The sequence below is a fragment of the Kitasatospora sp. NPDC057500 genome, assembly GCF_042802195.1.
Classification (GTDB): domain Bacteria; phylum Actinomycetota; class Actinomycetes; order Streptomycetales; family Streptomycetaceae; genus Kitasatospora.
In genome coordinates, this window is record NZ_JBHVER010000216.1 from 1 (window position 1) to 12,743 (window position 12,743).

General features: G+C 72.4%; 10 protein-coding genes. 6 read left to right on the forward strand and 4 right to left on the reverse strand.

Going from position 1 to position 12,743, the window contains the following annotated elements; genetic code table 11:
- Positions 1 to 571 precede the first annotated feature (571 nt).
- Both ACFU74_RS31330 and ACFU74_RS31335 read right to left on the reverse strand, forming a co-directional pair.
- Positions 572 to 979 carry a type II toxin-antitoxin system PemK/MazF family toxin gene (locus tag ACFU74_RS31330; protein WP_380762908.1) on the reverse strand — a complete coding sequence of 136 codons (408 nt, stop codon included), beginning with the start codon at positions 977 to 979 and terminating at the stop codon, positions 572 to 574.
- 359 nt (positions 980 to 1,338) lie between these two features.
- Entirely contained in the window at positions 1,339 to 2,835 is a 1,497-nt protein-coding gene (locus tag ACFU74_RS31335; protein ID WP_380762911.1) for a hypothetical protein, read from the reverse strand.
- Between the two features lie 559 nt (positions 2,836 to 3,394).
- Here ACFU74_RS31335 and ACFU74_RS31340 point away from each other — a divergent pair.
- The 5 genes from ACFU74_RS31340 (at position 3,395) to ACFU74_RS31360 (ending at position 8,305) form a co-directional block, all read left to right on the forward strand.
- On the forward strand, positions 3,395 to 3,733 hold the full coding sequence (locus tag ACFU74_RS31340; RefSeq protein WP_380762914.1) for an ArsR/SmtB family transcription factor: 339 nt from the start codon (positions 3,395 to 3,397) through the stop codon (positions 3,731 to 3,733).
- Positions 3,730 to 3,978, forward strand: a complete 249-nt coding sequence (locus ACFU74_RS31345) for a hypothetical protein (protein WP_380762917.1) — start codon at positions 3,730 to 3,732, stop codon at positions 3,976 to 3,978. The genes ACFU74_RS31340 and ACFU74_RS31345 overlap by 4 nt, the downstream gene beginning before the upstream one ends.
- 128 nt (positions 3,979 to 4,106) lie before the next feature.
- Positions 4,107 to 6,374 carry an MMPL family transporter gene (locus tag ACFU74_RS31350; protein WP_380762919.1) on the forward strand — a complete coding sequence of 756 codons (2,268 nt, stop codon included), beginning with the start codon at positions 4,107 to 4,109 and terminating at the stop codon, positions 6,372 to 6,374.
- Positions 6,375 to 6,531: 157 nt separating this feature from the next.
- Entirely contained in the window at positions 6,532 to 7,080 is a 549-nt protein-coding gene (locus ACFU74_RS31355; RefSeq protein WP_380762922.1) for a SigE family RNA polymerase sigma factor, read from the forward strand.
- Positions 7,070 to 8,305: a hypothetical protein gene (locus tag ACFU74_RS31360; RefSeq protein WP_380762925.1), complete on the forward strand. Its 1,236-nt coding sequence runs from the start codon at positions 7,070 to 7,072 to the stop codon at positions 8,303 to 8,305. The genes ACFU74_RS31355 and ACFU74_RS31360 overlap by 11 nt, the downstream gene beginning before the upstream one ends.
- A gap of 92 nt (positions 8,306 to 8,397) precedes the next feature.
- On the opposite strand, the gene ACFU74_RS31365 is transcribed toward ACFU74_RS31360, so the two are convergent.
- The gene (locus ACFU74_RS31365) at positions 8,398 to 10,245 is read right to left on the reverse strand and encodes a CocE/NonD family hydrolase (RefSeq protein ID WP_380762928.1); all 1,848 of its coding nucleotides are present in this window, start codon (positions 10,243 to 10,245) and stop codon (positions 8,398 to 8,400) included.
- Between the two features lie 154 nt (positions 10,246 to 10,399).
- Positions 10,400 to 11,329, reverse strand: coding sequence for a hydrolase (locus ACFU74_RS31370; protein ID WP_380762931.1), 930 nt, complete (start codon positions 11,327 to 11,329; stop codon positions 10,400 to 10,402).
- 208 nt (positions 11,330 to 11,537) lie between these two features.
- On the opposite strand from ACFU74_RS31370, the gene ACFU74_RS31375 reads away from it, so the two are divergent.
- On the forward strand, positions 11,538 to 12,641 hold the full coding sequence (locus tag ACFU74_RS31375; RefSeq protein WP_380762934.1) for a HoxN/HupN/NixA family nickel/cobalt transporter: 1,104 nt from the start codon (positions 11,538 to 11,540) through the stop codon (positions 12,639 to 12,641).
- Positions 12,642 to 12,743 lie beyond the last annotated feature (102 nt).

Consider the following 12,743-nt stretch of genomic DNA (forward strand, 5'->3'; position numbering starts at 1 on the left):
GCCCGGCAGCGCGCCGGGCGGCCGACGTGTGACTGCGCCGTCATCGTTCCTGCTGAACCTGGATAGGCTTGTGCCGCACTCAATGTGAAGCACCACGAAAGCCCGATATGCCGGTTTCCCAGCAAGTTGCAGAATCCCGCGCCGCTGCCGCGTAAATCCGCAGCTCACGAACTCTGCTCCCCGCACACGCGGGGATGGTCCCGACCGGAGCGCCGTCACGGGTGAGTACTGGGTCTGCTCCCCGCACATGCGGGGATGGTCCCGCCCGTACGGCCATGTCCGCGCTGCGGGACGACTGCTCCCTGCGTACGCGGGGATGGTCCCCAGCGCGGCGAGTACGAGGGTGAGACCGCCGGCCTTTCCCCGCGTGCGCGGGGATGGAGTACTGGTCAATGGTCTGCGTCAGCCCAAGCGGCACAGCCGGCGGGCGATCATGATGAGTGGACAGGTGGCGCCACAATGCCCGCCGTGGAACTCTCCGGCTGTGCCCGATCTGCCCGGACGAGCCAGCCGCCCGGTTGGTACTCCCGTCGGTCATCGACGAGATCGAGCTGGGCAGCAGAGGCGTCCGCTACTCATCGAGTCCTTCGAGACGGCGGGCGCTTTTGATCTCGTGGAGTCTGGCCGCCGTCATCGGGGTCCACTCCCTGCTCTGTCCAGTGGCATTGAGGGCTTCTTCGACCTCGCTGAGCTTCGCCGGGGGCAACACGCCCGCCCGCTCGATCAGGTCGCCCCGGGACACGGTGGTCAGCCAAGTGCATGGAGTGAAGCCTGGACGCGGGAACGCGAGCCGCAGTACGCCTTCGAAGGGCAGTCCCTCCAGGGGGCCTACGGCCACTTCAACGCCGAGGCCACTGATGTCGACGCCCGCTGGAGCGACGACCTGCATCGCTTGGAACGCGGATGACTCCTCGTCGGACAGCAGCACGACCGGCCGTCGCTCGTCGAAGTCGACCCACCAGACTTCGCCGCGTTGCATGGGTCCTCCTGGCATGAGCCGGCGGGTGAACGCTGCGTGCCCCGAGTGGGACACGGAAGGGGTGCGGCCCCGGCTTCGCTCATCGTGACCGAGGCGCGGTGAAGCCTGAAGATCATGCGGTGGCCGCAGGTTACAGCGTAGACCCTGCCGGTCGGCAGAAGGCGTCAAAGGTACTGACGGGCCGGACTGCGGGCCGGGTCGCGCGGGTTGAGCCCCGGCGCCAGGTCAGGGATTTGGTGCTGGGGCTGTTGCCAAAGGGCCTCGCCCACTACGTCTTCCGGTTGCCGGACGAGTCTCCGGAACACAGCGACCAGCGGCTCCAGATTCTGGACGAGCTTGAGACGGACGTCGCGCGGTGGCTACGGGTCACCGGGCGGGGCAACGTCGGTAGCCGCGAGACGCCACGCCAAGGGCATGCTCGGCTCGCAAAGCAGGATGCGCCCGTCCACCGTCCCGAGGAGCAGCAGGCCGGGTGCGGGCGCGGTGAGGGAGAGCGCCACCGTCGGGACGCCGTCGACCATGAGTCGCGTGCGCCAGCGCAGCGCGCCGTCGGCGGCGTCGAGGGCGACGACCTCGCCCGAGAGGAGCGCGGCGAAGACGGTCCCGCCGTCGCTGTCGAGCGCCGTGACGGGGGCGTCCGCAGGAAACACCCACTGCAGCAGGCCGTCCGGGAAGCGGCGGCGGGCGACGAAAGCGGGTGCGGGCGTCGGCCCGCTCGCGTCGTGGGCCTCACCGGCGTGGACCAGGGCGTCGCCCGTTCCGTCGCTCCCCGCGACTCGGACGGCCGGGCCGTCCTGGTCGAGCGGGAACAGCCGGAGGACCGCCGATTCGTCGCCCTCGCGCTTCGCGGGGTCGACGGTGGCGACCCACCCGTCCTGGAGGAAGAGCAGTTCGGGGCTGCGCCGGACCGCGAAGTGCACGTCGGCGGGCTCGTGGCGGCCGACGGACTGCGGGCCGTCGAGGGTGCTGCCGTCGGCCAGGAGGATCCGTTCGATGGTGCTCGGCACCTTCTCCCAACCGACGCGGGGCAGATTGACCCAGGCGGACGTCTGGTCGGGCGAGACGTGGATCTCGCGCCCGCCGTCGACATCGGGAACCGACCACGCCAACTCGCCCGACGGCAGCCGGCTCTCCAGCTTCGTCCCTTCGAGCGTGGCCAGCACCCGGCCGTCGTCCAACGCCTCCACTGCCCGCACCTGCCGCCGGGGCGACCATGCCGCGCCGTGCGCGTCGGCGAGCGCGGAGAGCGTCTCACGGGCGGCCTGCTTGGCGCCCTCGGGGCGGCGCGCGGCCTTGACTCGCGGGCCTCTGAGTTCCTTGTACGAGACGCTGCGGGGAGCGATCCGGCGCCAGTCGTCGCGTTCGATGACGGGGGCGAAACCGTGGGTCTGGGGGCGGGCGTCCGCGCGGTCGTCGGGCGGGGCCACGACCAACTCCAGTGCGCGGCCGTCCTCCCGCCAGCGCACCCGGCGGACCTCGCGGTGGCTCTCCAGCACGGGGATGGCGGCACCGCTCTCCAGATCGGCGATCAGGAGTTCACCTTCGTACAGGTAGCCGCCGTCGTACGCGCCGGTGCCGATGGCGAGCAGGGGGAGGTGGGGGTGGAGGGCGAGGTCGAGCACCGGCCAGTGGGTGTGGATGAGGTGGCGGCAGCGGAGGTCGTCCAGTCCGTAGACGCCGACGCGGTAGCCGCGCCAGCGGTCGAAGGACCGGCCGGCCCAGTCCAGTCTGCCGACACCGCCCCCGACGGCGACCAGCCCTCGCACGTCATCACGGACGACGGCGTTGGGCTTCCCGACCTCGGCGAACGGCCCGCCGCCGAGAATCCGACGAATGGGCAGGGGGTCGTCAGGCATGGGGCGGTCCTCCGGGCGGATCGTCGGCTCATCCTTGCACGGGGGCAGGCCCGGGTGGGGAGGGGGCGTTGCGTAGGAAGTCGGCCGGTCCGACTTCCTACTCCGCTGCCGTGTCGGCGTGCCGAGGTGGGACTCCGGCCGCAGAGCGCGGTCAACCAGCACCCGATGGCGGCCGCTACCGGCCGGGAGGCAGTTGGATACGGTGAGCCTGAGCGAGCCAGCCGGCGAGGCGGAGGATTGCCCGAAATGCCCAAATCGGCGAAAGTTGCAGATTCTCGCCCCCGCGCCGTCTAAACCCGCAGGTCACCGACTGCTCCCCGCACACGCGGGGATGGTCCCAGTCAGCTCAAGCTGGACGCCGCGCACGACCACTGCTCCCCGCACACGCGGGGATGGCTTCGGTGGCCTGTGCTGTGGGAGCGGTGGAGCGGGCGTGGAGGTGTGTGGCTGCGCGGGGTGGTGTGGGGATTCACAAGCTGGTTGATGTGGCGTCAAAGATGGTGGGTAGAAAGAGGAATGGGCACGTGCTAACTTTTCTTGGCATGTGCTGGGTGTTGCGATGAAGACGTCGCCGCCGACAGGCGATGAGCTCGTGCTGATGCTGGCGACGCTTGCCAACTCGCACCGCCTGCGGGTTGTCGCCGTGCTGGTCGCCGGGGGGCGGGCGTATGTGAGCCAGTTGGCCCGGGAGTTGGGGATCAGTCGGGCGTTGCTCCAGGTTCACCTGAAGAAGCTGGAGGCGGCCGGGCTCGTGTCGGCGCAGATGGAGATCTCACCGGAGGGGAAGGCGATGAAGTTCTACGAGGTGACACCGTTCGCGGTGTATCTGACGCCGGAGTCGATCGCGGCCGCGATACCGACGCTGACCGGCGGCGGGGAGAAGGGGGTTGACGGGTGAGCGGGTCCGACTGGACGGAGGTCGTCGGGGCGCTGGGCCTGTTCCTCCTGGTCACGGTGGTACTCGCGGTGGTGGTCTGGCAGTTCGGTGCCACCTACCGGGCCAAGGCGCTCCTGGCGCGTGAGGGCGAGTACCGCAGGCTGGCCGAGGCGGCCGTCGGGGTCCAGCAGGATACCGAGCGCCAACTGTCCGACGTGAGGCAGCGGTTGGCCTCCCTGGAGAGGATTCTCAAGGAGGTCGAGTAGAAGCGCTGCGATTCACCGAGAGCTGGGCCGCCGAGCGGCAACTCGGCGGCCCCGGTTCGGAAGGCATCTCCCTCGCCGACAGGCGAGTTTTCCCTGGACAAGCACCTCCACCTCAAGGAGAGCAGTTCATGCTGCGCAAACGCAAACCGGAAGCAGCCGCGGGCGGGGTCGTGGAAGCCGTCGTCGGCTGGTCGGTCCGCCACCGGGCCCTGGCGGTCACCGGCTGGCTGGCCCTCGTCGTCGCCGCCGTCCTTTCCAGTGCGCTGATCGGCGGGCGTGACGCCCGCTCGTCCGACCCCGGGGGCGCCGGGAAGGCCCAGCGGATCGTCCGTGCCGAGGACGCCGGCGACTCCGTTCGGGAGAACGTGTTGATCCAGGAACGCGAGGGCGGCGGCAGTCCGGCGTTCCTGGCGAGCGCAGAACTCATGGACGCAGCACGGGACTTGGTGGCGAAACTGGAGCACACCGGCGAGGCCGTGCGCGACATCGGTTCGCCTCTGGGCGGCCCCTACGGCGGCCCCGACGGCGGGCGCTGGATCTCACGGGACGGCCGCTCCGGCCTCGTGACCTTCGAGCTCGCCGGACCCGTCGAGCACCGGAAGCAGAACTACCGCGCGGTCCTCGACGCCGTACGGACGACCCAGGACGACCATCCGCAGCTGCGGATCGTCCAGGCCGGCGACCGCAGCCTCAACGCCGTCGTGGACGAGGCGATCAAGGACGACTTCAAGCGCTCCGAACTCACCTCGCTGCCGCTCACCCTGGTGATCCTGCTCCTCGTCTTCGGTTCGCTGATCGCCGCGGGCATCCCGCTGCTGCTGTCGGCGACGGCCGTCGTCGCCGCCTTCGGCCTGCTCCAGGCCGTCGGCAAGGTGGTGCCGGTCAACAGCGCAGCGTCCTCCATCGTGCTGCTCGTCGGCATGGCCGTGGGCATCGACTACTCGCTCTTCTACCTGCGCCGCGAGCGCGAGGAACGGCTCGCCGGTCACGACACCCGGCAGGCGCTCGCGATCGCGGCCCGCACCTCCGGCCACGCCGTGGTGGTGTCGGGGCTCACCGTGATGGTCTGCGTGTGCGGCCTCCTGTTCACCGGGCTGGACGTCTTCAAGGGGCTGACCGTCGGAACCGTGGTGGTCGTGGGCCTGACGGTGGTCGGCTCCGTGACGGTGCTGCCCGCGCTGCTGGCCGCCCTCGGCCACCGGGTGGACAAGGCCCGAATCCCCTGGTTGGGCCGGCGCCGGACGGAGTCGCGCGAGTCGCGCACCTGGTCGGCCGTGGCCCGTGCCGTCGTGCGGCGCCCCGCGCTGACCGGCGGCGTCGCCGCACTCGTCCTGCTCGTGGCGGCGCTGCCCGCGCTCGGCATGCACCTCCAGGACCCGGCCACCACCGACAGCCTGCCGCGCAGTGTCGCCCCGGTGGACGCCGCAGTGCGCATGAACGAGGCGTTCCCCGGCGCGTCGAGCCCCGCCCGGGTCGCGATCGCGAGCCGCGACGGCGGGAACGTCGACACCCCCGCCGTGCGCGCGGCGGTCACCGCTCTGCACCGGGAGGCCGCCGTCCCCGGCAGCGGCATCGCCGAGCCGATCACCGCGGTGCCGGTCGGCGACGCGCTGGTGGTGCGGGTGCCGCTGGTCGGCAACGGCGGCACCGACGACACGTCGAACCGGTCGCTGGAGAGGCTCAGGGGCTCGCTGCTCCCCGCCACCCTCGGCGAAGTGGCGGGCGTGGACTACGCGGTGGGCGGCAAGACGGCGCAGCCGTACGATTTCGCCGAGCGGCTGAAGGGCCGGACCGGCGCCGTCTTCGCCTTCGTCCTCGCCCTGGCCTTCGTGCTCCTGGCGGTCGCCTTCCGGTCCTGGGCGATTCCGGTGGTTTCGATCCTGCTCAACCTGCTCTCGATCGGCGCGGCCTACGGCGTGCTGACCTGGGTGTTCCAGGACGGGCACCTGGAGTCGGCGCTCGGCTTCACCTCGTACGGGGGTGTGGTGGCGTGGCTGCCGCTGTTCATGTTCGTGATCCTGTTCGGGCTGAGCATGGACTACCACATCTTCATCCTCAGCCGGATCAGGGAGCGTTGGGCGAAGGGCGCCCGCGCGAAGGACGCGATCGTGGGCGGGGTCGGCGGCAGCGCGGGGGTGGTGACCAGTGCCGCCGCCGTCATGACCGCCGTGTTCACGGTGTTCGTGAGCCTGACGGCTGTTGAGTACAAGATGATGGGTGTCGGTATGGCGGTGGCGATCCTCGTCGACGCGACCGTGGTTCGCGGTGTGCTCCTGCCCGCCGCCATGGCCCTGCTGGGCGACACCGCCTGGTCGGCCTTCGGGCGCGGGCGGAGCGGATCTCAGGAGACGAAGGCGGCGGAACGCACTCCGGAACCGGTCGGTGCAGCGGGGTAGTCGCGCGTTTCGAGGACGGGGCAGGGATTCGGCCCGGCGCGCCATCGTACGGCGCGCCGGGCGCTCGCCTTGCGTCAACGGGCAGGGCCTCGGCCGTGGCCGGACGGCCCCGTACGCTGCGTGCCACAAGACCACCGGGTGATCGCGTTATAGGAGCATGGAGCACATACTGGCGGCCGGGCCGGGAGCGTCGCCGCCCGACTTTCCGGCCTTCGTGGCGTCGCGCGGGCGGCAGCTGCTGCGGACGGCGTTCCTCCTCACCGGGGGTGACGCGCATCTCGCCGAGGATCTCGTCCAGGAAGCACTCGGGCGGGTGTTCGTGAAGTGGCGGCGGATCTCGAAGATGGCGAACCCGAGCGGCTACGCGCAGACCGTTCTCGTCAACACCTTCCTCTCGTACCGCCGTCGGCGCAGCAGCACCGAGCGGGTCACCGACGTCCTGCCGGACGTCGCCGTCGTCGACCCGGACCCAGCCCTCCGCCTCACCCTGCTGCGCGCGCTCGCGGAGCTGCCGCCGCAGGACCGGGCGGTGCTGGTGCTGCGCTTCTGGGAGGACCGGAGCGTGGAGGAGACAGCGGCGGCGCTGCGCCTGAGCAGCACCGCCGTGCGCTCGCGCAGCAGTCGGGCGCTGGCCCGGATGCGGGGCGCGCTGGGGGCGGAATCGGCCGGGACGATGGGGAAGGCGGGGTGGCGTCATGCCGGTTGAGGAGGAGTTCGAGGCGGAGTTCGCCCACGCGCTGCGCGGGGCGGCGGCGCTCGCGCCGGACGACGCGTTGTTCGGCCTGGCGGCCGGCGCCGAGCGCCGTGGCCGGCGGCGGCGCGGGCGGCGGCGGGCCGCGGTGGCCGGCGCTGTGGCGGCGGTGGTGCTGGTGGCCGGGGGTGCGGGCGTCCTCGGCGGGGGTGCGGGGGCGGGTCTGTTCGGCCCGGCGGCCGGGCCGGTGCAACCGATGACCGCCGAGGAGGTGGTGCAGCTGGTGACCGGGTTGCTGCCGCCCGGGTCGGTGCAGTCGAAGTTCGCGGAGGCGCCCGGCGACTCGAAGGCGTCACGCGGCGAGTACCGGAACTTCGGCGCGCTGGAGTTCGACGACGGCAAGGGCGCGAGCGTGATCACCTACAGCGTGGAGCGCGGCACGCAGCGCCCCGACGAGGCGGCCCGCTGCTCGGATCCGTTCACCACGCCGCAGGACTCCTGTGAGCGCGCCGAACGCCCGGACGGCTCGGTCGTGGTGATCGACAAGCGGCGGGACAGCAACGTCCCCGACCAGCGCCAGTGGCAGGCGACGTGGGCCGCGCCGGACGGCACGGTGGTCCGCATCACCGAGTACAACGGGCAGCCGGCCACCCCGAACCGGGCGGAACCGCCGCTGGACGCCGAGCAGTTGATGTTGGTGGCGTCGTCACCGGCGTGGGCGCGGGTGGTCGCCGCGCTCCAGGCGAACCCGAAGGCGCCCAAGGTGCCCGAAGTTCCCAAGGCACCGTCCGCCCCGGCGGCCCCGTCGGCGGCGGAGCTGCTCGCGACGCTCACCAGGCTGCTCCCGCCGGGCGCGACGGCGGCCGGGGCCGACGAGCAGCACGCCACGCTGACGGTCACGGCCGAGGAGCGGACCAGCAAGGTCTCGGTCCTCGCCGAACCGGCCGGGGAACAGGGGCGGAAGGCCAGGAGGAGCTTCGAGGAGGGCCTGCCGACCCCGCTGGAGGTACGGGAGCAACTGTCCGACGGCACACTCGTCGTGACCAACCGGTTCGGCAACGGCAAGACCGCCACCGACCCGCTGCTGCACTGGACGGCCGAGGTGTACTACCCGGACGGCCGGAGCGTGAAGCTCTACGAGTGGAACGGCGAGAACGGCTACGACTTCCGGCCCGGCGAGCCGGCCCTCTCGGTGGACCAGCTCAAGGCCGTCGTCCTGGCGCCGGACTGGAGGAGGTGACCGCCTGCCGGACGGGGACCCAGCGCCTCGTGGGCCGCGGTCATGGCGGTCACCGCAGTGCACAGGGCGCTGCGGAGGAGCGGTCCGGCGCCTCAGCGGGGGATGCGGTGGTGCCACTCCTTGGTGAAGACGACGTTGCCCGCCTCCTCCGCCCGGATCTGGGTGTGGGCGAGGAGGTGGGTGGGGTCGCAGCGGAGTTCGGTGCGGGTGTGGACGGTGGTGTCCCAGCCGGCGGCGGGGCGTTCGAGGCGGACGGTGCGGTCGGTGCGGGCGCGGGCGCTGAGGGGGGTGGCGGTGAGGACGCGGTAGGCGGTGACGGTCTGCTCGGCGCGGACCAGGCCGTCGGGGTGGGTGCGGGTGCCGTCGGTGGCGGGGGAGAGTTCGGTGCGCCACTCGCGGCGGCCGACGTCGTGGACGGCGACGCGTTCGGGGTGGGCGGTGAGCGGTTCGGTGAGCTGGAGCGGGGGCGGGAGGGGGAGGGTGGGGGAGCGGAAGACGATGTCGTCGCCGTGGGGGGCGGGGCGGCGGACCGGGAGGGTGAGGGCGGAGCGGGAGGGGTCGAGGGCGAAGCCGGACGGTTCGGGGCCGGGCCAGATCCACGGCCAGTAGGTGCAGGAGAGCGCGAGCCGCAGGCGGTGGCCGGTCGGGACGGTGGCGCCGGTCGGGGCGAACTCCACGGTGGTGTCGGCCTGGGCGGCGAGGGCGCGGACGCCGCGGGTGAGCAGCGTCGACGTGCCGTCCGGGGCGACGGCGCACAGGCGGGCGGCGACCAGGGCGGGGCCGGCGCCCGGGTTCAGGTGCAGGGCGAGCGACGGGGTGCCGAGCAGGTCCAGGGGCTCGGGCAGCGGCCGGGAGTCGAAGGAGACCGAGCGGCCGTCCTCCTCGCGCTGGTCGGGCGGCTGGTCGGCGGGGCGGCCGAGCGGGACGTGGGCGCCGGCGTCGAGGCCGGTGTGCTGGGGCGAGCGGACGTGCACCCAGCGGTCCTCGGAGGCGGTGCCGGCGGTGCTCAGCGGGCCGTCGAGGCCGTAGTGGACCTCGCGGACCCCGGGGGAGGGCCAGGGGTCGTCGCCGCACCAGTGGTCGGTGCGCCAGCTGCGCAGGGCGGGGGCGGCGAGGGCGCCGGCGTCGATGTCGCGCAGCCAGTGGTCGTACCAGCGCAGGGCCTCGGGGAGGACCTCGTCGGGCAGGCCGTGCGGCCAGGGGCCGAGGACGGCGCGGACGGGGACGGCGGCGGACCCGGCGGCGGCGAGGGCGAGGACGGCGCCGGCGGACGGGTCCGACCAGCCGGCGACGGCGAGGGTGGGGACGGCGGCGGGACCGGCGGGCGGCGGGTCGGCGGTGAGCCAGTCGGCGAGCGGCGGTTCGAGGGCGTCGAGCCGGGCCAGCCACATCGCCCGCCACTCGTCGCCGACGTACCGGGGGTCGGGCGGGCGGGCCGCGTCGGCGATGCGGTCGGTGGCGCGGGTGTGGCCGCCGGCGGCGAGGACGGCGCCGCCGAGGCGGTGCGGGCCGTCGGGGCAGACGACGACCGCCGCGTGGACGGCGTCCGGGGCGAGGGCGGCCAGGCGCAGCGCGGTGTCCCCGGCGGCGCCGGTGCCGAGCAGGCCGACCCGGCCGCTGCACCAGGGCCGGGCGGCGAGCCACCGGACGACCTCGGCGCCGTCGGCGGCGAGACCGTCGTGGGAGGACGGGACGCCGCCGGAGTTGCCGTGGCCGCGGGCGTCGACCCGGATGGCGGCGTGGCCGTGGCCGGCGATCCAGGGGTGGCGGCGGGCGTCGTCGGTGGCGGTCCAGTCGGTGAGGCGGTCGGTGGAGTACTCCAGGACGACGGGGACGGGCTCGTCGGTCACCGGGCGCCAGAGGCGGGCGCACAGCTCGGTCCCGTCGGGGAGGGGGACGCGCAGGTCCTCGCGGGTGGTGCGGTAGGGGTACGAGGGCATGGCCGCTCCATCGGGTCCCGGTCGCCGGTGCGGATCACTGCGGTCGGAGCAGGTGGCGAAATCGTTGGCTGCGGATCATTCCGACAGTAGGGGAGGAAGCGGGCGCGCGCCCGGCGAGGGGCCGCCGGGAGCGCGCGGGTGACGGGGGAGGCCGTCAGGCCTCGCTCAGCCAGGCGGTGGCGTTGAGGGCGAGGGCGGCGTTGGTGCCGGCCGGGTCGTTCCAGCCGTCGTGCAGGTTGTTGTTCGGCTGTCCGGTGTCGTCGTCGGGCGGTGAGCTGTCGCCCCAGGCGGCGATCCGGCCGTCGCCGAAGGTGCTGGTGACGAAGAAGGCGCCGGTGTTCCCGGAGAAGCCGGGCCGGTAGACGATGCCCTTGACCTCCGGGTTGTCGGCCGGATCGAGGGTGAAGGTGGTCCCGGCGCGGATGATCGAGCCGGTGACTGTGCCGAACGGGCCGTGCAGCACCGGGTCGGCCGGGTCGTCGACGGCGCGCGGGTTCTCGTTGGGGATGTTCGCGAGGTCGACGCTGAACCCGAAGGGGTCGGTGTTGTCGACGCCGTTGTTCGTGAAGAGGTCGTTGATGATCGCGGGCGAGTCGATGCCGTCGTTGTTCCGGTCGCTCATGGTGTGGTCGACGATCACGAACAGCCCTCCGCCCTCCTGGACGAAGTGCATCAGTGCGGCTTTCTCGTCCGCCGAGAACCGGATGTTCGGTTCGGGGATCACGACGGTGTCGAAGTTGGCGAGGTCCAGCGGGGCGTCGGTGCCGAAGGTGAACGTGCCGCCGGGCGGCAGGGTCTTCAGGCTGTACTCGCCGGTCTGCTGGAGGGCGATGCCCCAGGAGGACAGGGCGCCGGTCCAGTTCTTGTCGGTGGTGGGTGCGGGGTTCTGGGCGAGCGGGTCGGGCTGGGCGGTGGAGATGATCCAGTCGGCGTTGCCGGCGGTCTCGGCCTTGCTGTTGTCGAACAGCACCCGGTGGGTCTCGGCGGCCGAGGCGGCGGGCGTGACGGGGGCGCCGGGCGCCGTGAGGCCGACGGTGACTAAGGCCGCTGCGAGCAGTGCGGCGGCCGTGCGCAGGCGGGACATGAGCGGTACCTCCCGGGGGACGAGCGCGCGGGAGGTGAGGCCGGTACTCCCATCATCCTCCCGTTCGTCCGCCACCCGGTGACCAGTTCGTAATTGCGCATGACTTGCAACTAATTGCGAGCAGAAGGAAAGATGGCCCAGCTCCGAGGGCCGGACGACCGGCCGGAAGACCTCGCGGAGCTCCGACGGCCTCATGAAAGGACCCCCGATGACCGGCCCCCGCTGGCGCGACCGGCTCACCCGTGAGGAGTGGATCCGCCTGGCAGGCATGGGCGGCTTCATCCTCGCCCTGCACGTGATCGGCTGGTTCACCCTGCTCGCGCTCGTCGCGCCCGAGCACTACGACGTCGGCGGCCAGGTCTTCGGCGCCGGCATGGGTCTCACCGCGTACACCCTCGGCATGCGGCACGCCTTCGACGCCGACCACATCGCCGCCATCGACAACACCACCCGCAAGCTGATGGGCCAGGGCAAGCGGCCGCTGTCGGTCGGCTTCTGGTTCTCGCTCGGCCACTCGTCCATCGTCTTCGGCCTCTGCGCGCTGCTCGCCTTCGGCATCCGCTCGCTGGCCGGCCAGATCGAGTCGGACGACTCCACCCTGCACGAGACCACCGGACTGATCGGCGTCACCGTCTCCGGCACCTTCCTGCTCGCCCTCGGCCTGATCAACCTGGGCGCGTTCAACGGCATCCTCAAGGTGTTCCGCCGGATGCGCGAGGGCGAGTTCGACGAGGCGGAGCTGGAGGCGCAGCTGGAGAAGCGCGGCTTCATGAACCGCATCCTCGGCCGGGTCACCAAGGCCGTCACCAAGCCCTGGCACATGTACCCGGTCGGCCTGCTGTTCGGTCTGGGCTTCGACACCGCCACCGAGGTGTCGCTGCTGGTGCTGGCCGGCGGCGCGGCGGCGTTCCAGCTGCCCTGGTACGCGCTGCTGGTGCTGCCGGTCCTGTTCGCCGCGGGCATGAGCCTGCTGGACACCATCGACGGCTCGTTCATGAACTTCGCCTACGAGTGGGCGTTCTCCAAGCCGGTCCGCAAGATCTACTACAACCTGACCGTCACCGGCCTGTCGGTCCTGGTCGCCCTGGTCATCGGCTCGATCGAGCTGATCGGGCTGCTCGGCGAGAAGCTGGACGTCACCAGCGGGCCGGTCGCCTGGATCGGCGGGCTCGACCTCGACCTGGTCGGCTACGCCATCGTCGGCCTCTTCGTGCTGACCTGGGCGGCGGCGATCGCCTACTGGAAGTTCGGCAACGTCGAGGAGAAGTGGTCGGCCGGGCTCACCGCCCCGGCGGCCGACAAGGCCGAGTAGGCCGAGCAGGCCGAGCAGACGCAAGCGCCGCACGGGCCGCAAACGCTGCACGGGCCGAGTGGCGCAAGACGCGGGCCGGCCGGCCCGGGGGGTTCCCCGGGC